The sequence below is a fragment of the Lacrimispora sp. BS-2 genome, from assembly GCF_040207125.1.
Taxonomy (GTDB): domain Bacteria; phylum Bacillota; class Clostridia; order Lachnospirales; family Lachnospiraceae; genus Lacrimispora.
Genome location: NZ_CP157940.1, coordinates 2,594,034 through 2,620,542, shown reverse-complemented (window position 1 = coordinate 2,620,542; position 26,509 = coordinate 2,594,034). Strand labels below are relative to the sequence as shown.

Genomic DNA, 26,509 nt, shown 5'->3' with positions numbered 1-26,509 from the left:
TTCCCTTAAGCTTTTACAGAACCGCTTGTAACTCCTGCGATGATCCATTTCTGACAAAAAACATATACAGCTAAAACCGGCAGCAGCACCATTAAATATGAGGCAAAGGCAAGATTATACTGTGTAGAGAACTGGCCTTTAAACACATATTGTGCCAGCTGCAAGGTTTGCTGGCTTGCATCGCTTAATAAAACCAGGGGCATCAGGAAATCGTTCCAGGTCCACATAAAGGATAAGATTGCCACCGTAGCGCTCATCGGCTTAAGAAGCGGAAATATAATGCGCCAAAAGGTCTGGATCGTATCCGCTCCGTCAATCCTTGCCGCCTCCTCTAAAGCCACGGGCAGGGATTTGATGTATCCCGAATAAAGAAATGTATTCATGGGAAGTCCGAAAACAATATAAATTAATGTGATACCATAGATGTTATCCAAATGTAAGGAGGAGGCCTGTTTTACCAGGGGAAGCATAATCACATTAAAAGGGATAAACATGGCACTGATAAAATAATAATACATGAGATTGAAAAACTTGCTTTTATCCTTATTTCGTACAATGGCGTATGCTGCCATGGAATTGGTCAGGATGGTAAACACCAGATTAATACTTGTGATAAAAAATGTATTAAGGAACTTCCTGGGATAGTCGGTAAGCTTCCAGGCATTGGAAAAGTTCTCAAAGTGGAGGGAAGCCGGAAGGGCTAATATGTTTTCCATATCTGACGGTGATTTCAAGGCAATTACCACAGTAATATAAAGGGGGCCAAGAATAACTAAAACAGCGATTGCCGCCAAAAGGATTGTCAGGGGCCAATTGGTCTTTTCTTTTCCTTCCATCAGTTTATTTTCGCCTCCCTTTTTTCTAATATCTTCAACTGTAATACGGAAATTGCCGCCACAACCAGGAATAAAATAACGGCATTGGCTGACTGATAGGCAAACTGTCCGCCGTCAAATCCTCTCTTATAGATCAACATGGAGATCGTAGTGGTTGCGGTTCCAGGCCCTCCCCCTGTCATTGCCATGATCTGGTCAAATGCCATAAGAAAACCTTTGACACTTAATACCATATTGATGGTGAAAAAGGGGGCAATCAGCGGGAAGGTGATCTTGGTAAACCGCTGGAGGCCAACAGCGCCGTCAAGGTCGGCTGCATCATAGATATCCTTATCCACCGTCTGAAGGCCGGAGAGATATATCATGATGTTAAAGGCCATGGATTGCCAGACGGTCACAAATAAAACCCCCAGCCATGCTTTGCTGGTACCAAGGATATTTACGCTCAGCCCATCGATACCTGCTGATCTTCCTAACCCTGGAATGATATTGCCAAAGATAAAATTAAATACAAAACCGATGATCAGCGTTCCCAGCATATATGGCAGGAAATACAGCGCCTTTAAAAGGTTCTTTCCCAGAATTTTTCCATTGAGTCCGCATGCCAGCGCCAAACTTAACACGTTGACAAGGACAGTGGCGGAAAGCGCAAACTGAAAGGTAAAGCCATAGGCCTGCTTTATGGAAGGATCCTTAAAAAACTGCAGGAAATTTTTAAGCCCGATAAATTCCCAGTTCCCATAGCCCTTCCAGTTGGTAAAGCTGTAAAAGATACCCCTTAAAAAGGGAACCGTATGGAATAAAAAGAAGAGTGCTGCCATGGGAACTACCATAAGATAGAACGCCGGATTAATATGGTTATTTCTATGCTTTTTCAACGCCTTATCCTCCTTTTACCAGGCTTACTGGGTATTAAGGATATCATATTGTTCATCACATTTTTTCAGTGTTGCAGCTATGTTCCCGCTTTCATCCATACCATTGCCCCTGTTTAAAAAGAACTCGGATAAAATTGAGGACAGATTATAACCGTTGGGATAATAATGATCTACAAAATCCGTAACCTTTCCATCTGCAATATCCTTTGCCAGGCCAGCCACCGAAGCATCTTCCTGTACAACGCCTTCTACCGGTGAAAATGCAAACTGTTCGTTGATATAAAGCTGGCTGTTTTCCGGTTCCAGCATAAATGCTACAAAACGCTTGGCAGCTTCCGGGTTCTTGCAGTGGTTTGTCACCATAAGCATGACATCGATACCGGATACAACCTTGTTTTTACTTTTATCATTGGTTGCCGGATAAGCAAACATATCAAGATTGATGGATTCATTGGTTTTTTTGATTTCCGGTACGGTCCACACGCCGTTAATCAACATTGCGGCTTCGCCATTAGCAAAGCTGCGGTTGCCGTCATCATAGGAAGTTCCCATAAAATCTGTCTGGGCATAATTCACCAGCTTGCTGTACTTTTCCAAAACTTCTTCATGGGTGCCTAAAAAGGTTGTTGTTCCTTCTTTCTTTGCATCTAAAAATCCTTCAGGCTGTGTTGCCGGTGCCAGGGAGTTCCAGGATGGAAGAATGGTCCAGCTATCCTTAAAGCTTAATTCAAAGGGCTGGATGCCTGCTGCGGACAGCTTTTCGCATACCTCAATTAACTCATCCCAGGTCTCTGGAATCTCAACACCTGCTTTTTGAAACAGATCTACATTGTAGATAATTCCGGAAGCATTGGCAGCAAATGGGATTCCGTATGCCTTTTCCGCCTTATCCCCATTGATATCATAGACCATCTGCATATAAGAATCGTTTATGGTCTTTAAAACCTCCTGGTCACTTAAATCAAGTAAGATCCCCGCTTCTGTAAGCTCTGTATAAATGTTATCACCACCATAGGCGATGATATCCGGTAAATCATCCTTGGTCATCCTGGTCTTTAATACGGTTCCCGCATCTGCCGGGGAATTTAAGGTGACCTGAACATCGGTATTCTGTGTGTTAAATTTGTCCACAAGCTTTTGCATGGTGGATACATTTTCCATTTTTGAAGAGAAAAATTCCAGTTTTGTAACTCCGGAATCAGCGCTCTTGCCTGAGGTTTTGCCTGTTCCGCTGCATCCTGCAGCCAGCATCACTGCCATGGAACAGCTCAAACCAACTGCCAACATTTTTTTCGTTTTCATATACATCATCTCTCCCTTTCTGTTTCCTGATTATTTAGTAGTACCAGTATACAAAAAAAATCGTGTTTCCCTATATAAGGTATCTGAGATGTTTCGTAAAACATTTTTTACCTTTTTTCTTCCTGGGCGCGATATTGCTCGGGGGTCATCTGGTAAAGGCGTTTAAAGGTGTGGATAAAATAAGAGGTATCATTATAGCCTACATAATCGGCAATTTCATTTATTTTAAAGACCGTATTCTTTAAAAGCTCCTTTGCCCGTTCCATGCGGTAGGTGATTAAGTATTTGGAAAAATTCATCCCTGTTTCCGATTTAAACAGACGGCTTAAATAACTGGAATTCATAAAATACTTGTGGGCTGCCAATTCATTTAAGGAAATCTCATACCGGAAGTTTAAGGATACGTAATTTTTGATGTCCTCGATGATGCTTCCTTTTTCCACCTGGGAGCCGCAGGTGTTTTCCAGGATTTTAAGCATATACCGCTCAAGCTCCTGCCTGGTCCGGAACTGGTAAAGGTCTGATTTAAAGGAAAATAAAAGATACCGGTTTACCTCCTTTGATTCAGAAGGAGCCTCCCTGCTGCAATAGGCTCTGCTGATAACAGAAAAGATCTGCATGATCCCGCTGTATAAGGAATATACATTCCAGCTTCCCTTCCCGCATTTTTCAAAGAACTGACAAAGAGCTGCCTCTGCCTGCTGGTAGCTTCCCTTCATCACACTCTCATAAATAGCAAGCTCCTCCTGCTGGGTCAGAATCTGTTCCATGGAAAGCTCCGGTTCATATTCAAAAACCCTGGTCTTTTCATCAAGCAGTCTTCCATTGATGGCATAAACGCAGTCCCGGTAAGCGTCTCCAAGCAGTTCTTCCCCTTTGTAAATCCTGCTGATTCCGCAGGTGATTTCCATTTCCCATTGTGGCAGCTTCTGCTTCAGCCGCAGTAAAAGCCTTTTATCAGACAGTACCTCCTGTCTGCCAAACCTCATGGCAATTACCTCGTCCGGCTGTTGGAAATAAAAGACCTGGATATTGGTATGGTCGGAAGCAGCTTCCAGAAAATCTGACAGCCCCCTTGCATCTTCCCGGCTCATGCGCTGTTTCCCTTGCAATAAGAGCATTTGGTAGGAGTGTTCCTTTAGCTGGCCGCCGCACAAATTACGGAAGGTATCCATCAAGGCCCGGTTTGCCAGAATGCCGGAGATATTCACATATTGGAGGGATTCCTGCAAAAGCCTGCGGTCCACCTGCTTTTCAAGCTGCATTTTCTTTTCTTCCCTGGCTTTTGTAATATCCCATATGGCCTTTTCCAGTTCCTCCGGCTTTACCGGTTTAGTAAGGTAATACCTGACTCCATACTTCATGGCTTCCCTGGCGTAATTAAAATCCGAGTAGCCGCTTACAATCATTACATCCGTTAAAGGACAGTTTTCTTCCACATATTTTGCAAGGGACAGCCCGTCCATCTCCGGCATACGGATATCGGTTATGACAAGATCTGCGTCCTTAGACCCAAGATAATCTGCCGCCTGTTTCCCGGTTTCGGCTTCCAGACAAACGGTTATATCCATATTGATGTTAGTTAAAAGCTTAACGAGCATTTTTTTTGCGTAATATTCATCCTCTGCAATGATGACCTTCATTCTACCCCTCCTTATTTCTCTTTATCCGCATATGAATGCAGGTAAAGCTTCCGTACCTGCTTTCCACCACAATTCCGCAATCTTCTCCATAAAAGTTTTTAAGCCTTGCATTTACATTGGCAAGCCCGATGCCTGTTCCATCTTCTCCCAACAGGGTGTTGGCTTTGGTATTGCATAATGCATGGTTTAATTCATCCACCTTCTCTTTTGGCATACCGCACCCGTCATCGTATACGGAGATCAAAAGGTAATCTTCGGAATCTGCTGATACGGAGATTTTTAAATAATCCTGGTTCCGTTTTCTCTTAAAGGCATGTTGAATGGAGTTCTCCACAATGGGCTGCAGGATGAATTTAATAACTCCGTTATTTTCGTATTCCACGGGGATATCATACTTCACTGCAAAGCGCCCGGGGAACCGGATGGACTGGATTCGAATATAGTTCTTTAGCTGAATCAATTCATCCTTTATGGTTACAAAATCAGTTCCCTTTATGTTGTAGCGGAACATATCCGACAGGCTTTCCGTGATTGCAGGGATTTCTTCAATTTCTTCCAGCCTTGCAATGGCTGTTACCGTGTTCAGCGCGTTATATAAAAAATGGGGATTGATCTGGAACTGAAGCATTTTAAGCTCCGCCTGCTTTTGATTTAACTGCATAATATACAGCTTGGTAATGCTGTCATTGATCCTCTTTCCCATTTCATTATAGCTTTCAATTAAGTTGCCGATTTCATCCTCCCTGGGTTTTAATCCTTTTAAAAGCTTTACTTCTCCCTGCCTTGCCTGGTTCATGGTTTCTGCCAGTGCCTTAATAGGCCGGCTGACCTGCTTTGATAATATGAGGCTTAAGATCCCTGCTGCAGTCAGGATAAGCATCACCCATGCCATGACATTTAACATACTTTCCATACTGGTGTTGATCAGCAGGTGTTTTGGGATATACTGCACCAGATACCAGCCGGTGGATTCGTTTTTTAAAACAGCGGCAATACAGAGAGTATCATTTAGATAAAGCTCACCTGCTCCCTTCCCCGAAGCTTCAATCTGCTCCAGTTGAGGAAAGGCTTCCTGTTTTTCCTTTTCTAAGAGGTCGGTCTCCAGGTTGATGTAGGCGTTTCTGGAATTATAGATGACCTGGTTTTTGTATACAATGGCAAAGGAAGATGCCAGCCCATCGGCTGCATCAATGGAATTAAAATCTTCTGCAATGGAACCAAAATCCAAGTCTGCCAGCAGATATCCATAGGTTTTATACTCGCCGATATCCGAAAGCTGGTAGTATACCGTTACTAGGGAATAGCCGGTATTTCCTATTTTTTGTGGATAAGGGATTGTATAGCATTTCTGGCTCTTTGTTTTCCAATCCACACGTCCGATGGTATTCCATGCGTTTTTAATATAATCCTCTGATATATTGTTTATGCTGCAATAGGTGTCGCCTGCTGATGTCAGGATGGTTGTTCTTTGTACATGGGGATTGATGACCGTGAGCATTTTAAGAACGTTCTGCATATAATACTCTCTTTCATAACGATCTTCGGGAGACATTTTGCTGACTTTTTCATGGAGTATGACATTGACCTTGGGATCGATCAGATGCAGAAGATTTAGGGAGCTGTTATTTCCCATGACAATATCTAAGTTCATGTTTTTCTGCTGGTTAGACTGTTTCATGTATTCAATGTTATAGGTAAGGGCCGAAGAAACCCCCTGAACATAGCAGATGGCAAAAGTAATCACGGTAAACAGCAGTAAGAGCAAATAGGTAAGCAGTATCTTGGATTGAAAAGATAATCTGCGGAATCGTCTGATCATAATATTCCTCCTGGTAATCTGGCTTGGGTTATGATACTAAGTGTACTATAAACATTACCTCTTGAACAGTATGCTTTTACTTGAATCCTTTTCCCTTCCTGTGTTATGATACACGTAAAATACCATATGTTTAAATCATGGCGTAAAAGCGGCCGGGAAATGAGGATAATCATGAATCCAGAGATAAAATCCAAATTAAAAGAGGGGCGTCCCCATGGCACCAGTTCTTTCCCCTGTGGGATATATCGGACACAGTCGGCTCAAAAGGGGATTATAGTGAAGCATCACTGGCATGAAGAAATTGAGATCATCCACTTTATTAAAGGGGATTTTCGCCTGTTAGTGAACATGGAGTCCTATGAAATCAAGGAAGAATGTATTTTTTTTGTCAATCCAGGAGAGCTTCATGGAATCATCAGTGAATCCAAAAGCTTAAATGAGGAGCATGCCATTGTGTTTCAGCCTGGGCTTCTTAGCTTTGAGGCTTATGACTCCGCTCAGATGTACCTGCTCAATCCCTTAAAAAACAATGAGCTTTCCTTTCCAAGATGTCTTTATCCAGATCATCCGGCTTATGCTTCCGTTCTGGATTGTTTTACCAGTGTGACCGATTCCTTTGAAAGAGAGGAAGGCTTAGAGATGCAGGGAGAGGTTGGAAAAACCGTTATCTCCCAGCTTCAGATCAAGTCATCGCTGATTAAAATGCTTGCTGTTTTGTACAGATTCCGTCTTTTTTCCGATTCTTACCGCGATACAGACACGCGGGTGGAACTGATCAAAACCTCCATTACCTTTATAAGAAATCATTACAAAGAAAAGATTTATATCCGCGACCTTGCTTCCCTTGTCAATATGAATGAACAGTATTTCTGCCGTTTTTTTAAAAAGGCCCTTGGAAGGACCCCCACTGAATACATCAATGATTACCGGATCCGGAAGGCAATTTCTCTGCTTGAGACCACCGATCTCCCGGTCATGAACATATGCCTGGATTCCGGTTTTTTTAACCTTGGGAACTTTTTGAAAATATTCCGAAGGTATACCGGGACCACGCCCCTTCGATATCGGAAAGAAAAGTCAAGATAGTGTATTTTTTAATCATAGAATCGTAAGACAAATCCTGCTCTGAGCGGTAGAATAAGGCTACTACAAAAAAGAGAGGTTACATACGATGACTAAGAAATGGTGGCATGATAAAACCGCTTATCAGATTTATCCGAAGAGTTTTCTGGATACCAATGGGGACGGCATTGGAGACTTAAAAGGGATTATCAGTAAATTGGATTATTTAAAGAGCTTAGGAGTGGATATCCTGTGGCTTTCCCCAATCTACGTTTCCCCTTTTGCGGATCAGGGGTATGACATTGCTGATTATTACAACATAGATCCCAGGTTCGGGACTATGGAGGATATGGAAGAACTCATTGAAAAAGCGAAAGAAAGGGAGATGTATATCGTCATGGATCTGGTGGTAAACCATTGCTCCGACGAGCATGAATGGTTTAAAAAGGCCTGTGCCGATCCGGATGGCGAATATGGAAACTACTTTTATATCCGTGAGAAAAAAGACGGAAAGTCACCTACCAACTGGCGCTCTTACTTTGGGAATTCTGTGTGGAGCGATATTCCCGGTACCAATAAGCAGTATCTCCACTCCTTCCATAAAAAACAGCCGGACTTAAACTGGGAAAATGAAGCGGTCCGGGAGGAAATCTATAAAAATATCAATTGGTGGCTGGATAAAGGCCTGGGCGGTTTCCGGATTGATGCAATCATCAATATAAAAAAGGCCTTTCCCTTTCAGGACTACGAACCGGACAGGGAAGATGGTTTATGCAGACATCCAGGAAATGCTGTCCAAAGCCAATGGGGTGGGTGAGTTTTTAAGTGAGATGCGGGACCGCTGTTTTGTCCCTCATGATGCCTTTACTGTTGGAGAAGTCTTTGATGAAAAGCCGGAAGAATTAGAATCCTTTATTGGTGAAAATGGTTACTTTTCCAGTAAATTTGATTTTAATGAGACCATATTCGGCGGAAGTGAAAAGGGCTGGTACGATTCCAAAACCATTACTCCGGAAGATTATAAGCATTGCTGCTTTGCAGCCCAAAGGCATGCGGGCACTACAGGATTTTTATCCAACATCATTGAAAACCATGATGAGCCAAGAGGGGTCAGCCATTACCTTCCGGCAGGAGAATGTACCCTGGAAGCCAAAAAGCTGCTTGGCGGACTGAATTTTATGCTCAGGGGGATCCCCTTTATTTATCAGGGTCAGGAAATCGGAATGGAAAATACTGTTTTTTCCAGCATTGACGAAGTGGATGATATTGCCACCCTTGACCAATACCAGACCGCCCTGGAGGCAGGGTACTCACCAGAAGAGGCACTGGGTATTGTAAGCCACTACAGCAGGGATAATGCAAGAACGCCCATGCAGTGGGATGCATCGGCTAATTCAGGCTTTACGGAAGGCACTCCCTGGCTGAAGGTGAATCCTAATTATAAGGATATCAATGTGGCTGATCAGATTTCTGATGATAATTCGGTTTTCATGTTCTATAAAAAACTGATTCAGTTAAGGAAACATCCCCAGTGGAAGGAAACCGTAATCTATGGAACTCTGGAACCGGTTCTTGAGGATGAAAAGAATATTATGGCTTACTGCCGGAAAGGGCCAAAAACACTCCTTATCATTGGAAATTTTCAAAAAGATGCACAGGAAGTTACTCTTCCCCATATGCCAAAGACAGTTTTGATCAATAACTGCCAGGAAGTGTCATTTGACGGAGCCAGGATACATTTGAAGGGCTGGCAGTTCCTTGTAATGGAAATTTGATCAATTTTTTAACCGAATAGCAGCTATTCGGTTATGCCCGGTGACGCGGGGCGCACTGTGACCCATTGGTCATTGCGATTTTCGCTTGACAACGTGAATAAAGGGCAGCAGCAAAGGATAGCGCTGACACTCATTTTATTATAAGAATTGAGTGTCAACGCTTTTTTAATGCTTTTTACCTGAGCTGGCACAAAAATATATAATGAACCTAAGTAAATTTGTTCACTATATGGTCAACATGTTGGGAATGATGCAGAATATATTTTGATTTGAATTCAAGTATGATAGAATCTCACCACAGGTAATTACCAGTGAAAACAAATATGTATGGAGGAATATGAAATGAAGGATAAAGTAGTAAAAGCCATGCAAAGCTTTTCAAAAGCGATGATTGGACCGGTATTATTTTTACCTGTCGTAGGTATGTTGATTGCCTTAACTGCGATCATGACCAATACCGCTTTTGTTTCTGAAGGCGGGCTGATGTGGACTGTGGGGAAATTTTTTAACAGCATGCTGAATTCGATTATGGGGAATTTAAGCATTTTATTCTGTGTGGGAATTGCAAATGGTATGGCAAAAAAGAAAAAAGCAGATGCATCATTCGTAGCTTTAATGTCATATATCATGTTTTTAGGTTCTAACAGCAAGTGGCTGGAGCTGTCAGGAAAGATGGCGGAAGGGGCTACTGCCGGCGCCTTATATGGTACGGGCCAAACCATTCAGTTAGGATTCCATGTAACAGATATGGGCGTGTTTCTTGGCATGATCATCGGCGTTCTTGTGGCTCTGGTTCACAACAAATACTGCGATACCGAGTTTAAGGGCGGATTCGCACCTTATGGCAACAGCAAACTTGTTTACATGATCATGATTCCGGTCATTGCAGCATTAAGCGTTGGCGTGACTTATGTGTGGCCGGGCGTTGCAAACGGAATATCCGCATTGACCGGTTTTATGAGTACGGCCGGAGCAGCAGGTGTATTTGTATACGGATTCTTAAACCGGTTTTTGATTCCAACCGGACTGCACCACTTAATCTGGTCACCCTTCCTTTATTCAGCGGTCGGCGGACAGGCGGTGATTGGCGGGGAAAATGTTGTTGGTGCAAAACCCATCTTCCTGGCGTTATTAAGTGATCCCGCAGCAGGAATGATGCCGGATACCAGCCGCTTCTTAACTTATGGTCTTATGAAGACATTTGGTATCATTGGTGTGGCATTGGCTTTCTATGTAACTGCCAGGAAAGTGAAAAAAGCGAACTTAAAGGCTCAGATGATCCCGGCTACTTTAACGGCGGTGATCGCCGGAATTACAGAACCACTGGAATTTACTTTTATTTTTGCAGCTCCCTTATTATGGCTGGTATATTCCGTTCTGGATGGATTTTTTCAGATGGTAGTTTATTTGATCGGTGTCCGTGTCTGCGCCACCAATGGGATCCTGGATTTCCTTGTGTTAAATCTTCCGGCAGGAATCGGCAGGACCTTATGGCCTTTGTATGTGCTGGTTGGTCTTGTGGAGATCCTTGTGATTTTCCTGGTCTTTAAGTTTATGATTGAAAAGTTCAACTTAAAGACTCCGGGACGTGAAGATGACGATACGGATGCGGCCCTGGATTTAAATGCCAATGCAGCAGCAGTGAAAAAAGAATTAAAAGCAAAGCAGTCCGCCAGCGGAGAAACTGGGGAAGACAGATTGAACCAGGGCAGGATCATCGTAGAAGCATTAGGCGGAAAAGAAAACATTGTAAGTCTGGAAAACTGCTTTTCCAGGTTAAGAGTGGAAGTTGCAGACAGTTCAAGGATTGATGAAGAAGCATTAAAGAGCACCGGAGCAGCCGGTATCATGAAAAAGGGAAATAATGTCCAGGTAGTATATGGTCTCACCGTTTCCAAAATGAGAACCCTGGTGGATGATGTGTTGGAACAGATGGATTCACATAAATAGGAGGTAAAGCTATGAACAAAACATTTAAATTAGTCATCGTAGGCGGTGGCAGTACTTATACACCGGGAATCGTAAAGAGTCTGCTGGATCAGAAGGATCAGTTTAAGCTTTCTGAATTAAGGCTTTATGATAATTTCAAAGAACGCCAGGACAAAGTAGGAGTTCTGGTAAAAAAGGTTATTGAGATGTTTGATCCGGAAGTAAAGCTGGTTCTTACAACCGATCCCAAAGAAGCATTTTCGGATGCAGATTTTATCTTTGCCCAGATGCGGGTAGGCTTATATCATATGAGAGAGCTTGATGAAAAGATCCCTTTAAAATATGATGTGGTAGGCCAGGAAACATGCGGGCCAGGCGGCCTTGCATATGGCCTTAGAACCATCTATCCCATGGTAGATATGATCGATTACTGTGAAAAGTATGCAAGCAAGGAATACTGGATTGTAAACTATTCTAACCCGGCTGCCATAGTTGCAAAAGCAATGCATAAGCTGCGGCCAAATGCCAGAATCTTAAATATCTGCGATATGCCGGTAGCGATCATGAGAAACATGGCGAACATTTTGGACTGTGACAGAAAAGATATTGTGCCGGATTACTTTGGATTAAATCATTTTGGCTGGTTTACAAAAATCCGTGTAGGAGAAGAGGACCGTACCGAAGAATTAAAGGCATATGTAAGGGAACATGGCTATATGCCGCCGGATGAAAGAAGTGAGGTACGCCATAATGATGCATCCTGGAAACATACCTTTGACAATGCAAAGAACTTAATGAGAATGTTCCCGGATTATCTCCCTAATACCTATATGCAATACTATCTGTTAGGTGATGAGATTGTAAAACATTCGGATAAGAATTATACAAGAGCCAATGAAGTCATGGAGGGAAGAGAAAAACGGATTTTCCAGGCAGTCGAACAGTTCGAAACAACTGGAGAAATCGATATGACTCCATTTTTTACCGGCGTTCATGGAGAATTTATTGTGGAAGTGGCTATGAGCCTGGCATATAATTTAAAGAAACGCCATCTGGTCATGGTCATGAACAATGGTGCCGTTAAAAATTTACCGGACGATGCCATGGTAGAAATTCCCTGCTATATTACCAAGGAAGGACCGGAAGCCACCAGAGTAGGGGAAATTCCGACTTTCTATAAAGGTATGATTGAGCAGCAGGAGGCCAGTGAAAAGCTGATCGTAGAGGCGGCAATTGAAGGAAGCTATGATAAAGCATTAGCCGCATTTACGTTAAATAAGACCATACCATCAGCGATGGCGGCAAAAAAGATTCTGGATGAAATGATTGAAGCGAATAAGGATTACTGGCCAGAGTTAAAATAAGATAAAATATCATGACAATCTGATTCTGATATTTAAGACGAGGGGAGTCTGCAGTGCGCCGCGGTATACTGAAATTCAGTATTGCCGCGGCGCTTTTGTATTTTTCCCATGGTTTTCAGACCGCTTTCATGGGTATTATAACAGCGCCGTGAGATTTGCAGTTTAAGCTGGTGATTTATCAGCCGAATTAAGAAAAAAGTCTTTGGTGCAGGATTGAAGTATGATAAAATAAAGATAAGCAGGCTGGCAGAAAAAGCTGCAATACATATGATCCGGAGGAAGATTATGCAGTATCGTGATTTTGGAAAAACAGGAATTAAGGTATCGGCTCTGGGGTTTGGAGCCATGAGGCTTCCTATCCTTCAGGAAGAGCAGGTGGATGAAAAACGGGCGGTGTCCATGATCCGCCATGCCATTGATGAAGGAGTCAACTACATTGATACGGCATATCCTTACCACCAGGGAGAAAGCGAAAGGATCGTGGGAAACGCATTAAGGGATGGCTACCGGGAGAAAACATATCTGGCTACCAAATGTCCGGTATGGAAGCTTGAACAACCCGGCGATTTTGATGAGGTGTTAGAGGAACAGCTTAAAAAGCTTCAGACAGACCACATTGATTTTTATTTGCTTCATGCCTTAAGCAGGGACCGTTTTGAAGATAAGGTCAAAAAATTCGATCTTGTAAAACGCATGGAAAAGGCCAGAGATGAGGGCAAAATAAAATATCTTGGATTTTCCTTCCATGATTCATACGATGTGTTTCAGGATATCCTAGATTATTATGACGGATGGGATTTTTGCCAGATTCAGTATAACTATGTGGACTTAGAGCATCAGGCCGGAGTTAAGGGACTAAAAGCTGCAGCGGAAAAGGGACTTGCCGTGGTGGTCATGGAACCGCTTCTTGGAGGAAAGCTGGCTGATCCTGCTGATCATGTAAAAAAGGTTTTCCCTGAGGGAAAAGGTACTGTGGAATATGCTCTTGATTTTTTGTGGAACCAGCCAGAGGTGAGCCTTCTTCTAAGCGGAATGAGCGACGAAAAACAGCTTGAGGAAAATCTGGAATTTGCAGACCGCAGCCATATCGGGATGGTGACGGATGATGAAAAACAGGTTTATAAAAAGGCAAAGGAAATCTTTGACTCCATGGCTCTGGTGGGCTGCACCGGATGCCGTTATTGTCTCCCCTGCCCCTTTGGCTTAGAGATCCCGGAGATTTTCTCTTATTATAACATGACTGCCGCCCATAAAGAGAGGGAGGCAAAGGCCGGATACGAGGCCATGGGGGTAAAGGCGGAAGGCTGTAAGGCATGTCATCACTGCGAAAAGGAATGTCCGCAGATGATTAAGATCAGTGAGGTCATGCGGTCGGTGGCTAAAGTGTTTGCAAAGCTTTAAGCTTAACGGTTTAGACAAAGGAGGGACGGTTTATGCTGGAGAAACTTGATTTATCGAAAAGAATGGACAAGGATACCTATAAAAAGACAATAAAGGAGCAGAGCGAAAGGCTGGGCCTTTTGCAGCGGGAATGCAAGGAGGCAGGAATTCCTGTCATGATGGTGTTTGAAGGCATGGGAGCATCAGGAAAGGGAACCCAGATCAACCGCCTGATTCAGGCGCTGGATCCCAGAGGTTTTGATGTATATGCCAATGATAAATCAACGGAAGAGGAACGGATGCGCCCGTTTTTATGGCGTTTCTGGACCAAGCTTCCGGCCCAGGGCAGAATCGCCCTCTTTGACAGAAGCTGGTACCGGCAGGTGACCATAGAGTGGTTTGAGGGAAAGATCCCGGAAACAGCCATGCCGGAGGCTTTCCATGACATTCAGTCCTTTGAGCGTCAGCTGACCGATGACGGTATGGTCATCATAAAGCTGTTCCTCTATATTTCAAGGGAGGAACAAAAAAAGCGGTTTAACAAACTGGAAAGTTCCAGGGAGACAGACTGGCGGGTAACAAAGGAAGACTGGCGGAGGAATAAGGAGTATGGCCGTTATCTGGCAATCTGCGAGGAAATGCTTGAACGGACAGATATGGACTACGCCCCCTGGACCATCATCGAAGCAACTGACAAGGATTTTGCCTCCGCCAAGATCATGACCCAGGTGGCGGACTGCTTAGAGGATGCCTTAAGGCAGCGGGAATTAAGGGGAGAGAGAAAGGAAAAGGAAGTACCGGTCCGCTCTGAGAAATACCAGAACGGAGTCTTGTCCGGCGTGGATTTGACAAAGACCATAACAAAGGAAGATTATAAGAAGGAGATGGACCGGCTATGGAAGAAGCTGGAATCTCTTCACAGCCAAATATACCGCTTAAGAATTCCCCTAGTCTTAGGCTTTGAGGGCTGGGATGCGGCAGGAAAGGGCGGGGCAATCAAGCGCCTTACCAGCCATTTAGACCCCAGAGGCTATAAAGTGTACCCTACATCGGCACCCAATGATCTGGAACGGGTCCATCATTATCTGTGGCGTTTCTGGAACCATGTGCCAAAAGCAGGCCATATCGCTATCTTTGACCGTACCTGGTATGGACGGGTTCTGGTGGAGCGGATCGAGGGCTTTTGCAGTGAGAACCAGTGGAAACAGGCTTACCAGGAAATAAATGAAATGGAAAACCACATGGCAAATGCAGGAGCCGTAGTCATTAAATTCTGGCTCCATATCGATAAAGAGGAACAGGAAAAGCGCTTTAAGGAGCGTCAGGACAATCCGTCAAAGCAGTGGAAGATCACGGAAGAGGACTGGAGAAACCGGGAGAAATGGGATCAGTATGAATCTGCGGTCAATGAGATGCTGGTGCGGACTTCCACCACCTATGCTCCCTGGGTGGTCGTGGAGGGAAACTGCAAATATTATGCCAGGATCAAGGTGCTAAAAACCGTTGTGGAGGCTTTAGAGGCAAAGATAAAAGAAAGAACCCTCAGTGGGCAACCCTATATGGCCCGGGAAGCGGGCAAAAAAAATGGAAAGAAAAATTCATGACCGCTTGTTTTTTCCCTCTTTTTCGTGTAAAGTAGAAAAATGGTGAACGAAAGCAGGAGGGAAACCCCTGCGGGTATACCTTTATGCCCAAATAGCATGGGCGGAAAAGAGGAAACTGCATGAATACGGTTTTGATCGTGGGCGGTGGCGCTGCAGGGATGCTGGCTGGAATAGCAGCAGCCATGAAGGGCAGTACCGTCCACATTTTTGAGAAAAATGAAAAACTTGGCAAAAAAGTCTATATCACCGGCAAGGGGCGCTGCAATGTGACCAATGCCGGTGATACTGAGGAGTTGTTTGGAAACGTAGTGACCAATGCTAAATTCCTTTACAGCAGCTTTTATGGCTTTACCAATTTTGATATGATGGACCTTTTAGAAGAGCTTGGATGTTCTTTAAAGACAGAGCGGGGCAACCGGGTATTTCCGGCATCGGACAAGTCTTCGGACGTAATTAAGGCTCTTACAAAAAGGCTTTTGGAGCTTGGGGTTTCCATCCATTACCGCGCCCAGGCGGAGAAGCTTTTGATAGAAGACGGCAGACTTTCAGGACTGGTTTTAAAAGACGGTGGTAAAAAATCAAAGGTGTACGGAGATGCTGTAATCGTGGCATGCGGCGGATTGTCCTATCAGGCAACCGGCTCCACAGGAGACGGCTATGAGCTGGCAAAGGAAGCCGGCCATAAAGTCACGTCTCTTTCTCCTGCCCTGGTTCCCTTTGTGGTAGAGGAACCATTGGTAAAGGAACTGCAGGGCCTGTCCCTTCGCAATGTGGAGGCTTCCATATTAAACGGAAAAAAGGTGGTTTATAAGGAATTCGGGGAAATGCTGTTCACCCATTACGGGGTCAGCGGTCCGGTCCTTTTAAGCGCCAGCAGCTATGCGGTAAAGGAACTGAAAAAAGGGCCCCTGACTCTTTCCATTGACTTAAAACCGGCTCTTTCCGAAGAACAGCTTGATGCCAGGATCTTACGGGATTTTGAAGAGGCTGCAAATAAGCAGTTTAAGAATTCTCTGGAGCATTTGTATCCTTCCAAGCTGGTGCCTGTCATGGTGGATGTAAGCAAAATCCCACCGGAAAAGAAAGTCAATGAAATCACCAGGGAAGAACGTCAGCGGCTTGTCCGGGCAACCAAAGGCTTTGTTCTGACGCTTACAGGACTTCGGGGCTACAATGAGGCCATTATCACCCAGGGCGGTGTTTCCGTTAAGGAGGTAAATCCCTCCACCCTGGAATCCAAGCTTCTTCCAGGTCTTTATTTTGCAGGAGAAGTGCTGGATCTTGATGCAGTGACCGGAGGCTTTAATTTACAAATTGCCTGGTCTACCGGTTGGGCGGCCGGAAGTGCTGCCGGAGAGGAGAAATTCAAAGGATGAAAAAGGTTTATAATATAGCGATCGACGGACCGGCCGGGGCAGGAAAAAGCACCATTGCCAGGTCTGTTGCAGAAAAACTCAACTTCGTTTATGTGGACACGGGAGCCATGTACCGTGCCATGGCACTGCATTTTTTAAGAAATGAGATACCGGCAGGCGATGAGGAAGGGATTTCCCGGTCTGCCAAAGAAGTGAATGTCACCATTTCCTACGAAAATGGAGTGCAGCAGGTGATTTTAAACGGGGAAAATGTTTCAGGACTGATCCGTACAGAAGAGGTCAGCGCCATGGCTTCTTCGGTTTCCGTCTATATGCCGGTGCGAAATAAGCTGGTGGAGCTTCAAAAGAATCTGGCCTTAAAAGAAAATGTCATCATGGATGGCCGGGATATCGGAACCTGCGTGCTTCCGAATGCTGATCTAAAGATATATTTAACGGCCAGCAGCCTGGTCCGGGCAAAAAGGCGGTATGGGGAGTTTAGGGCAAAGGGAGAGGAATGCAGCCTGGAGGACATTGAAAAGGATATCATTGAACGGGATTACCGGGATATGAACCGGGAAAATTCTCCCCTTAAGCAGGCTGAGGATGCGGTCCTTGTAGATTCTTCTGACATGACTGTTCCTGAAGTGGTGGACCGGATCCTTGAACTTTTTCATGAGAGAAAAATGGAAGGAGGCAGCCTATGGAAGTGATTGTTGCCAAAACCGCCGGGTTCTGCTTTGGAGTAAAGCGGGCTGTGGAACAGGTTTATGAACAGCTGAAAAGAGATGACAAGCCCATCTATACCTATGGCCCCATTATCCATAACGAGGAAGTGGTACGTGATCTGGAGGAAAAGGGAGTAAAGGTCATTCATTCGGAGGAGGAGCTTGAGACGATCAGGGATGGAGTCGTTGTCATAAGATCCCATGGAGTAGGGAAGCATATTTATGAGATCATGGAACGAAACGGGATCGAGATCGTAGACGCCACCTGTCCTTATGTGAAGAAGATCCACAGGATCGCCCAGGAGCAGAATCAGGCGGGCAGACGGCTTATTATCATCGGCAATGAAAACCATCCGGAGGTAGAAGGTATTAAAGGCTGGGGAAATGACAATACTTTAGTGGTGGAAACACCCGAGCAAGTGGAAGGATTACCTCTATCAGAAGGGGAAAAGCTGTGTATTGTATCACAGACGACATTTAATTACAATAAATTTCAAGATTTAGTTGAAAAAATTTCTGAAACGCGGTATGATATACTTGTTTTAAATACGATTTGCAATGCAACACAGGAAAGACAGGTGGAAGCAAAGCGGATAGCTTCAGAAGTGGATGCCATGATTGTTATAGGCGGAAAAAGTAGTTCCAATACCCAGAAGCTGTACGACATATGCCGAAGGGAATGTAAGAATACTTACTATATCCAGACACTAGGTGATTTAGATCCTGATTGTGGAAATTCTGTGCGCAGCGTAGGTATTACAGCCGGGGCTTCAACCCCGAATTATATTATCGAGGAGGTTCATACTAATGTCAGAATTAAGTTTTGAACAAATGTTAGAAGAATCATTGAAAACTATACGTACAGGAGAGATCGTCACTGGTAAAGTCATCGACGTAAAGGAAGATGAAATCGTCTTGAATATAGGTTACAAGTCCGACGGCATCATTCCGCGTAGTGAGTACACGGATGACCAGAATTTAGATCTTACAACTGTTGTACAGGTTGGAGAAGAGATGGAAGCCAAAGTCATCAAGGTAAACGATGGCGAAGGCCAGGTAGCCCTGTCTTATAAGAGACTGGCAGCAGACAGAGGCAATAAGAGATTAGAAGAAGCATTTGAAAACCACGAGGTACTTATTGCAAAAGTTGCGCAGGTACTTGACGGTGGTTTAAGTGTGGTTGTAGAGGGAGCAAGAGTCTTCATTCCTGCAAGTCTGGTTTCTGATACTTATGAGAAGGATTTATCCAGATATGCAGATAAGGAGATTGAGTTCATTATTACCGAATTCAATCCTAAGAGAAGAAGAATCATCGGCGACAGAAAGCAGATCATGGTTGCAAGGAGAGCCGAGCTTCAGAAAGAATTATTTGAAAGAATCCATGCAGGAGATGTAGTTGAAGGTACCATCAAGAATGTAACCGATTTCGGCGCATTCATTGACCTTGGCGGTGCTGACGGTCTGCTTCATATTTCTGAGATGAGCTGGGGCAGAGTAGAGAGCCCGAAGAAAGCTTTCAAGGCCGGAGAGAAAATTAAAGTCCTGATTAAGGATATCAACGGTGATAAGATCGCCCTCAGCTTAAAGTTCCCGGAGACAAATCCATGGAAGGACGCATCTTCAAAATATGCAGTAGGCAACGTGGTAAGCGGAAGAGTTGCACGTATGACAGATTTCGGCGCATTTGTTGAGCTGGAACCAGGCGTGGATGCACTGCTTCACGTATCCCAGATCTCCAAGGAGCATGTGGATAAACCTGCTGACGTTCTGGCTATCGGCCAGGAGATCGAGGCCAGAGTGGTTGATTTCAACGAAGGCGAAAAGAAGATCAGCTTAAGCATCAAAGCACTTCAGTCACAGGATGAGTCTTTATCAGAAGATGGGACAGTATATTCTGACGAAGTTTAAGCATAATAATAGACAGAACTAACTGATAAGGAAGTGGAGAGATCCACTTCCTTTTTAGTTTGAAAAACCTGTAAAAGAAGAGAGGGATAAAATGAAAAACAGGATCAGGTTCTGTCTGGCAGCCATTGTAATGCTGTCTTTTCTCCTATCCGGGTGCGGGAAGAAGATGGAGACACAGCCAGAGCCAGAGCAGACAGCGGCCCAGCCGGTTAATGTTCAGGGGGAAGCAGGAAGCGCTGCAGCGGAAAAATCAGATGGGGTGAGGCTGGAGGACGATTATTATGATTATACCAACCAGGATATTCTGGATCAGGTGGAGATACCAAGGGATTCCAGCGGCTGGAGTTATTTTTATCAGTTAGAAAAGGAGTCCTATGAAGTTCTTGAAGGAGTGCTTGAGGAGGCAGTAAAGAACCGGAAAGAGGCGGAACCAGGTTCTCTGGAGCAGAAAATTGCGGATGTGTATTTATCGGCCATTGATATGGAAGGGCGTAAAAAGGCGGGTTTTGGACAGCTTCAGCCCTATATAGACCAGGTGAGAAATGCCTCTGACATCAATGAGTATTTAAAGGCTGTGGGAAGTATTTATGGGGATCTGGGAGTCAGCAGCATTCTCATGGCACAGTGGATGGAAGATATGAAGGACTCCAGCCGGTATGCCCTGTATGTGGCTGGGGCGGATCTGGGGCCGGGAAAGGAAACACTGGAGGATAAGACGCAGGCAAAGCTCATGGAGCAGTATGAAGACTATATCGGTCGGACTTTGGAATATACGGGACAGAGCCGTGAGGAAGCAAAAAAAGCCGCTTCTGAAATTCTGGCATTCCAGAAGGATCTGGCTGAAAGTGCCCTTCCCTTAAGCCAGCAGGGTGATCCTGATATTATATACAACCCTTATTCCATGAAGGAAATAAAAGCCCTGCTCCCGGAAGGTGCTGCCGATTCCTATCTATCGTCAGCCGGGCTGTCAGATGTTGATTCCGTAGTTGTGACCCAGAAGGCTCAGATGGTAAAAATCGGCAGGTATCTGACAGAGGATCATCTCCCTGTTTTAAAAAACTATTCCATATTCAGCCTGGTAAGTGATTTTTCCCCTTATCTCACCCCTGAGATAAGAGATAATAATCTGGACTGGCATAATACCCAGAATGGCATTAAGGAGAGAAAGACGGATAAAAAACTGGCCAGTGAAAGGACCCAGGACATGCTTGGGTTTGAATTCGGCAGGCTTTATGTGGAAAAGCGTTTTTCAAAAGAAGATAAGACGGACATTGAAAAGATGGTCCGCCATATCCTTGAGGCTTACAAAAAGCAGATCATGGCCCTTGACTGGATGGGAGAAGAGACTAAGGCGGCAGCCATTAAAAAGCTGGACAACATGACTCTTAAGATCGGATATCCTGACAAGTGGCCGGATGATTATGCAAAGGCCGCCATCACGCCGGCTGAAAAAGGGGGGAACCTGATTGATAATGTCCTTTCCCTTATGAAAGCACAAAATACCGTGAACAAGGAAAAAGTCCGCAAACCGGTGGATAAAACGGAATGGGGCATGACGCCACAGACGGTGAATGCCTATTATAACCCCACCGGAAACGAAATTGTATTCCCGGCCGGCATTTTGCAGGCTCCTTTCTATGATCCTGACCAGGATTATGCGTCAAATCTTGGAGGAATCGGATCTGTCATTGCCCATGAGGTCAGCCATGCCTTTGATTCTTCCGGCTCTCTTTATGACGAAAAGGGGAATTACCATGTATGGTGGACCAATGAGGACAGGGCTAAATTCAAACAGCTGGCAGACCGGGTGGTGGCTTACTATGACGGACAGGACGGCTATAAGGGACGTCACGTAAACGGTGCCCAGACCTTAAATGAGAATATCGCGGATTTAGGTTCCATGGCCGCCATCACTTCCATTGTGGGAGATGATGCGGAGAGCTTAAAGCTGCTCTTTAAGCAGTATGCAACCATATGGGCGTCGAAATATACGCCGGAGAGCATGATCAGAAGGCTGAACGTTGATGTCCATTCCCCGGCAAAGGTGAGGGTCAATGCAGTTCTTAGTGCTGTTGACGCCTTTTATAGAGCTTATCCGGAAATAAAGGAGGGGGATGCCATGTACGTGGCACCTCAAAAACGTGTGAAGATCTGGTAAAAGCACGGAAAAAATCATGCCATGCCCGGAAGGTTCCCCCATGGCATGATTTTTTTATTATCGACAAAAAGATTTCATAAAAATCTTGACAATATTTAAGGGTTAGTGTATACTAACTATTGCGTGATGGGAATGATTCTCATTAATATTATTGAAAATATTTCACTGGCGTACTGAAACGTCCCGCTGTGCGGGGCTGGCCCCTGCTTAAGATGCAAGGGCAATATGAAAAAGAAAGAAGATGATGGATGATGCCTTTGACAATGGTGAAGACAGGTGAACCTAATGTGATCCGCAAGGTAGGCGGTAAGGAAGAAACAAGACGCTTTTTAGAGAATCTGGGTTTTGTCACCGGAGGAGTTGTAACTGTTGTTTCTGAAATAGGCGGAAATATGATTGTAAATGTTAAGGATTCCAGAGTGGCGATTGGGAAAGATATGGCCAATAAGATCCTGGTGGAATAGAGAGGGAGGCAGACAATGACATTAAAGGAAATTCCATGCGGAAAAACAGTTAAGGTAACAAAGCTCACCGGGGAAGGCCCGGTCAAGAGACGTATCATGGATATGGGAATTACAAAAGGCGTGGATGTTTTTGTAAGAAAGGTAGCTCCCCTTGGGGATCCGATTGAAGTGACCGTAAGAGGATATGAGTTGTCTCTGCGGAAAGCGGATGCGGAAATGATTCTTGTGGAGTAATTTTTTTTACAGATGAGTTAGGTATAACTAATACCGGATAATTTAGGTGCTGACAGGCAGAAAGAGGTAGAGTATGTCAATTAAGATTGCATTAGCAGGTAATCCGAACTGCGGAAAGACAACGCTGTTTAATGCGCTTACGGGATCCAATCAGTTTGTGGGGAACTGGCCGGGCGTAACAGTAGAGAAAAAAGAAGGAAAGCTGAAAGGCCATAAGGATGTGATCATCATGGACCTTCCCGGCATTTATTCACTTTCTCCCTATACCCTGGAAGAAGTGGTGGCCAGAAATTATCTGATCACAGATCGTCCGGATGTGATTTTAAACATCGTGGATGGAACCAATATTGAGCGTAACTTATACTTGTCCACCCAGCTTATGGAACTGGGTATCCCGGTGATCATGGCAGTCAACATGATGGATATTGTTGAGAAAAACGGAGACAAGATACATATCCAAAAGCTGAGCCAGAAACTGGGCTGTGAAGTAGTGGAGATTTCCGCATTAAAAGGAACCGGAATCCAGGAGGCGGCGAAAAAAGCCGTAGCTCTGGCAAATAAGAAGAACAGTACTGTCCCGGTTCATAAATTTGCACTGGAAGTGGAATCTGTTCTGGATTCCATTGAAGATAAGCTGGAAAATGAAATCCCGGAAGATCAGAAGCGCTTCTTTGCCATCAAGCTTCTGGAAAAGGATAATAAGATCCAGACCCAGATGAAGCATGTACCGGATGTTTCAGAAGAGATCAGCCGGATCGAGAAGGAAATGGATGACGATACGGAAAGCATCATCACCAATGAGCGTTACGTATATATTTCATCCATCATCCATGAGTGTTTTACGCGCAACAAGGTAGAAAAACTGACCATTTCTGATAAGATTGACAGGATTATAACAAACCGTTTCCTGGCTCTGCCTATTTTTGCACTGGTTATGTATATTGTATATTATGTTTCTGTAACAACCGTTGGAACCTGGGCAACTGACTGGGCCAATGATGGCTTATTCGGTGAAGGCTTCAGCTTCTTTGGTCTGGAAGTTCCTGGCGTGCCGGTTGTTATTGAAGGCGTTTTAACTGCTGTAGGATGTGCAGACTGGCTCCAGGGCCTGATTCTTGACGGAATCGTAGCAGGTGTTGGCGCTGTTCTTGGTTTCGTACCTCAGATGCTGGTGCTTTTCATCTTCCTGGCATTTTTGGAGGCTTGCGGCTACATGGCGAGAGTTGCATTCATCATGGACCGTATTTTCCGCCGGTTTGGTCTTTCCGGCAAATCATTTATCCCGATGTTAATCGGAACCGGCTGCGGCGTACCTGGAATCATGGCTTCCCGTACCATTGAAAATGACCGTGACCGTAAGATGACTATTATGACAACTACATTCATTCCCTGCGGAGCAAAGCTTCCCATCATCGCTTTGATTGCAGGTGCATTGTTTGGCGGAGCATCCTGGGTGGCTCCAAGTGCTTACTTTGTAGGAATAGCAGCGATCATTTGCTCAGGAATCATTTTAAAGAAGACAAAAATGTTTGCAGGAGACCCGGCACCATTTGTTATGGAACTTCCGGCTTACCATATGCCTACAGTTGGAAATATTTTAAGAAGCATGTGGGAACGCGGCTGGTCCTTTATTAAAAAAGCAGGTACCATCATTCTTCTGGCAACTATCTTTGTTTGGTTTACATCCTTCTTCGGCTGGGTTGACGGCCAGTTCAGAATGTTAGACGATTTGGAACTTGACCACAGCATCCTTGCGGCAGTCGGAAACACGATCAGCTGGATCTTTGCACCTCTTGGCTGGGGTGACTGGAAATCTGCAGTTGCAGCTATCACCGGACTGGTTGCAAAAGAAAACGTAGTAGGTACTTTCGGTATCCTGTTCGGTTTTGCGGAAGTTGCAGAAGATGGATCTGAAATCTGGGGAACGCTTGCAAGCAGCATGACTCCTTTAGCAGCTTATTCCTTCCTGGTATTCAATCTTCTCTGCGCTCCATGCTTTGCCGCTATGGGAGCCATTAAAAGAGAGATGAACAATACCAAATGGTTCTGGTTTGCCGTTGGATATCAGACCCTTCTGGCTTATGTAGTATCCCTTTGCGTTTACCAGGTTGGAAACCTGGTGCTCACAGGAACTTTTGGAATCTTTACTGTTGTTGCCTTTGCCCTGATCGCAGGATTCATTTACCTGATGGTAAGACCGGCAAAGGAAGAAAAGACATCAAACATTCATTTAAACAGTGTGGCAGGAGCTAAATAAGCTCCGGCCACGGCTGGAAGCCTGCACTTACCTGCAGGCTCAAAATATAAGGAGGTACTTTATGGGAACACTGGTTGTTTTAGTCGTTGTTGCCGGAGCAGTGGCTTTGGCAGTAAAGAGCATGATTCGTGATAAAAAGAACGGGAAATCCATTCAGTGTGGCGGAGAATGCAAAAATTGCGGAGGACATTGCCATTAACCCGGGCGGCAGAATTAAAAGCTGTTTTAGCCTTAAAAACCTGTAAACGGAGGCGTGCAAGTGGAGAGACAAACGAACATCAATGAGAAAAGAAAAATGCCTGACTCCAGAAGCTATCGCAGGACAAAAATGCAGAAAGAACTGATCATTGAGAAGCTGAAGGCAAGAGGCTGCAGGATCACAAAGCAGCGTTGTACGCTGTTAGATGTTATACTGGAGCATGAATGTTCCAGCTGCAAGGAGATTTATTATAAGGCATCAGGCGTGGATGAAACCATCGGTGCTGCGACCGTCTACCGGATGGTCAATATCCTGGAAGAAATCGGAGCCATCAGCCGGAAGAACATGTATAAAGTTGTTTATTCGGATACCTGTCCCATGGAAGAGGCATGTACGGTGGTTTTAGACGATGAGACTACTTATCAGCTTTCTGCCAAGAACTGGAATCAGGTGGTTCAGGCAGGGCTTAGTGCCTGCGGATATTTGGATGGCCAGAAGATATCTTCTATTATAGTAAAGCCCTGTGATTGTGAGAATGCAGATTGCATTTAATATGTGGTTAGCATTGACTAACTGGAGGGATGAGTATAGAAATTTATGGATAGGGGACCAGAATTAGAATTATGTTCAGGCAGTGTGGATTATCATGAAATCATCGAATGCATTGTGAGTGCATTGGATGCCAAAGACCCCTATACCGCGGGGCATTCCCAGAGGGTCAGCGATATGGCGCTGGCCCTTTCGGAGTTTTTAGGGCTTGATAAAAAGGAAATAGAGAAGATACATATAGCCGCTCACCTTCATGACATCGGAAAAATCGGGATTCCTGATTCTATTTTAAATAAGCCGGAAAAGCTTTCCGAGGAAGAATGGGCGGCCATGAAAAAGCATCCCAGAATAGGGGCTGATATTTTAAGCAAGTCCCGTCATTTAAAGGAGCTGAAGGATATTGTCCTGCATCACCATGAACGCTTTGACGGAAAAGGGTATCCGGAAGGCTTAAAGGGAGAGGAGATCCCTCTGGGCGCCAGGATCATAGCCATCTGTGATTCCATCGATGCTATGACGTCGGACCGGGGATACCGGAGTGCTTATTCTATGGAACACTGCTATGAAGAAATCGAAAAGAATCTGGGAGTGATGTACGATCCGCTGATCGGGGCATTGGCATTAAAGCATTGGGACAAGGTGACCAAAACGGCCCGAAAATGATAAAATTTATCAATAAACGGAATTGTATTTGACTGGTAAAACTATGCTTGATATGATTGCACTACAAAAGAGAAAATCTGGAAGCATAGAGGAGGACACAAAAGATGTGGGATATTTTAAAGCTTAAAAAGGCAGGAATCTTTGCCGGAGGCGTGCTCTTTGGAACAGCGGGAGTCAAGCTTCTTTCCAGTAAGGATGCGAAGAAGGTCTACACCAATTGTACAGCAGCCGCTTTACGGGCAAAGGATTGCGTGATGAAGACGGCCACCCTGGTTCAGGAGAACGCAGAGGACATCCTTGCGGAAGCAAAGCAGATCAATGAAGAGCGGGCAGCAAAGGAAGCTGAGGTCGGAGAGGAACCGGAATCAGTTGAAGACGGCAGCAGTAAGGCGCAATAGACGA

At 44.7% G+C, this 26,509-nt stretch carries 22 protein-coding genes and 1 pseudogene; 18 read left to right on the top strand and 5 right to left on the bottom strand.

The annotated features are described in order from the left end of the window. Positions 1 to 5 precede the first annotated feature (5 nt). The 5 genes from ABFV83_RS12375 to ABFV83_RS12355 all read right to left on the bottom strand — a co-directional run bounded on the left by ABFV83_RS12375 (position 6) and on the right by ABFV83_RS12355 (position 6,478). The gene (locus ABFV83_RS12375) at positions 6 to 836 is read right to left on the bottom strand and encodes a carbohydrate ABC transporter permease (RefSeq protein ID WP_349944198.1); all 831 of its coding nucleotides are present in this window, start codon (positions 834 to 836) and stop codon (positions 6 to 8) included. Next, positions 836 to 1,714, bottom strand: coding sequence for a sugar ABC transporter permease (locus tag ABFV83_RS12370; RefSeq protein ID WP_349944197.1), 879 nt, complete (start codon positions 1,712 to 1,714; stop codon positions 836 to 838). The genes ABFV83_RS12375 and ABFV83_RS12370 overlap by 1 nt, the downstream gene beginning before the upstream one ends. A 24-nt stretch (positions 1,715 to 1,738) precedes the next feature. Further along, positions 1,739 to 3,016 carry an extracellular solute-binding protein gene (locus tag ABFV83_RS12365; protein ID WP_349944196.1) on the bottom strand — a complete coding sequence of 426 codons (1,278 nt, stop codon included), beginning with the start codon at positions 3,014 to 3,016 and terminating at the stop codon, positions 1,739 to 1,741. Between the two features lie 107 nt (positions 3,017 to 3,123). Beyond that, positions 3,124 to 4,659: a response regulator gene (locus ABFV83_RS12360; RefSeq protein WP_349944195.1), complete on the bottom strand. Its 1,536-nt coding sequence runs from the start codon at positions 4,657 to 4,659 to the stop codon at positions 3,124 to 3,126. 1 nt (position 4,660) lies between these two features. Further along, positions 4,661 to 6,478: a histidine kinase gene (locus ABFV83_RS12355; protein ID WP_349944193.1), complete on the bottom strand. Its 1,818-nt coding sequence runs from the start codon at positions 6,476 to 6,478 to the stop codon at positions 4,661 to 4,663. A gap of 171 nt (positions 6,479 to 6,649) precedes the next feature. On the opposite strand from ABFV83_RS12355, the gene ABFV83_RS12350 reads away from it, so the two are divergent. From ABFV83_RS12350 to ABFV83_RS12265, 18 genes and pseudogenes are all read left to right on the top strand, one after another. Further along, the gene (locus ABFV83_RS12350; RefSeq protein ID WP_349944192.1) at positions 6,650 to 7,564 is read left to right on the top strand and encodes an AraC family transcriptional regulator; all 915 of its coding nucleotides are present in this window, start codon (positions 6,650 to 6,652) and stop codon (positions 7,562 to 7,564) included. An 85-nt stretch (positions 7,565 to 7,649) separates the two neighbouring features. Then, positions 7,650 to 9,315 (top strand): annotated as a pseudogene (locus ABFV83_RS12345) (alpha-glucosidase). 342 nt (positions 9,316 to 9,657) lie between these two features. After that, positions 9,658 to 11,265: a PTS transporter subunit EIIC gene (locus tag ABFV83_RS12340; protein WP_349944190.1), complete on the top strand. Its 1,608-nt coding sequence runs from the start codon at positions 9,658 to 9,660 to the stop codon at positions 11,263 to 11,265. An 11-nt stretch (positions 11,266 to 11,276) separates the two neighbouring features. After that, entirely contained in the window at positions 11,277 to 12,608 is a 1,332-nt protein-coding gene (locus ABFV83_RS12335) for a 6-phospho-alpha-glucosidase (protein ID WP_349944189.1), read from the top strand. Between the two features lie 285 nt (positions 12,609 to 12,893). Next, a complete protein-coding gene (locus tag ABFV83_RS12330) occupies positions 12,894 to 14,009 on the top strand; it encodes an aldo/keto reductase (RefSeq protein WP_349944187.1) in 1,116 nt (371 codons plus the stop codon). A 32-nt stretch (positions 14,010 to 14,041) separates the two neighbouring features. Then, positions 14,042 to 15,592, top strand: a complete 1,551-nt coding sequence (gene pap, locus ABFV83_RS12325; protein WP_349944186.1) for a polyphosphate:AMP phosphotransferase — start codon at positions 14,042 to 14,044, stop codon at positions 15,590 to 15,592. 119 nt (positions 15,593 to 15,711) lie between these two features. After that, positions 15,712 to 16,968 (top strand): NAD(P)/FAD-dependent oxidoreductase, encoded by a 1,257-nt coding sequence (locus ABFV83_RS12320; RefSeq protein ID WP_349944185.1) that lies wholly within the window; start codon positions 15,712 to 15,714, stop codon positions 16,966 to 16,968. Continuing rightward, positions 16,965 to 17,660, top strand: a complete 696-nt coding sequence (gene cmk, locus ABFV83_RS12315; RefSeq protein ID WP_349944184.1) for a (d)CMP kinase — start codon at positions 16,965 to 16,967, stop codon at positions 17,658 to 17,660. The genes ABFV83_RS12320 and cmk overlap by 4 nt, the downstream gene beginning before the upstream one ends. After that, positions 17,651 to 18,502 (top strand): 4-hydroxy-3-methylbut-2-enyl diphosphate reductase, encoded by an 852-nt coding sequence (gene ispH / locus ABFV83_RS12310; RefSeq protein WP_349944183.1) that lies wholly within the window; start codon positions 17,651 to 17,653, stop codon positions 18,500 to 18,502. Before cmk ends, ispH begins: the two co-directional genes overlap by 10 nt. Beyond that, positions 18,483 to 19,583, top strand: coding sequence for a 30S ribosomal protein S1 (rpsA, locus tag ABFV83_RS12305; RefSeq protein ID WP_349944181.1), 1,101 nt, complete (start codon positions 18,483 to 18,485; stop codon positions 19,581 to 19,583). Before ispH ends, rpsA begins: the two co-directional genes overlap by 20 nt. 91 nt (positions 19,584 to 19,674) lie before the next feature. Then, complete coding sequence (locus ABFV83_RS12300) at positions 19,675 to 21,741, top strand: M13 family metallopeptidase (RefSeq protein WP_349944180.1); 2,067 nt, start codon at positions 19,675 to 19,677, stop codon at positions 21,739 to 21,741. Positions 21,742 to 21,989: 248 nt separating this feature from the next. After that, the gene (locus ABFV83_RS12295) at positions 21,990 to 22,205 is read left to right on the top strand and encodes a FeoA family protein (protein ID WP_349944179.1); all 216 of its coding nucleotides are present in this window, start codon (positions 21,990 to 21,992) and stop codon (positions 22,203 to 22,205) included. 15 nt (positions 22,206 to 22,220) lie between these two features. After that, positions 22,221 to 22,439 (top strand): FeoA domain-containing protein, encoded by a 219-nt coding sequence (locus ABFV83_RS12290; RefSeq protein WP_054740531.1) that lies wholly within the window; start codon positions 22,221 to 22,223, stop codon positions 22,437 to 22,439. 73 nt (positions 22,440 to 22,512) lie between these two features. Then, the gene (gene feoB / locus ABFV83_RS12285) at positions 22,513 to 24,696 is read left to right on the top strand and encodes a ferrous iron transport protein B (RefSeq protein ID WP_349944178.1); all 2,184 of its coding nucleotides are present in this window, start codon (positions 22,513 to 22,515) and stop codon (positions 24,694 to 24,696) included. A 61-nt stretch (positions 24,697 to 24,757) separates the two neighbouring features. After that, positions 24,758 to 24,895 (top strand): FeoB-associated Cys-rich membrane protein, encoded by a 138-nt coding sequence (locus tag ABFV83_RS12280; RefSeq protein ID WP_054740533.1) that lies wholly within the window; start codon positions 24,758 to 24,760, stop codon positions 24,893 to 24,895. A gap of 96 nt (positions 24,896 to 24,991) precedes the next feature. Beyond that, complete coding sequence (locus ABFV83_RS12275; RefSeq protein WP_349948915.1) at positions 24,992 to 25,447, top strand: transcriptional repressor; 456 nt, start codon at positions 24,992 to 24,994, stop codon at positions 25,445 to 25,447. 45 nt (positions 25,448 to 25,492) lie between these two features. After that, complete coding sequence (locus ABFV83_RS12270; protein ID WP_349944177.1) at positions 25,493 to 26,107, top strand: HD-GYP domain-containing protein; 615 nt, start codon at positions 25,493 to 25,495, stop codon at positions 26,105 to 26,107. A 104-nt stretch (positions 26,108 to 26,211) separates the two neighbouring features. Next, positions 26,212 to 26,505: a DUF6110 family protein gene (locus ABFV83_RS12265; protein WP_349944175.1), complete on the top strand. Its 294-nt coding sequence runs from the start codon at positions 26,212 to 26,214 to the stop codon at positions 26,503 to 26,505. Positions 26,506 to 26,509: the final 4 nt, after the last annotated feature.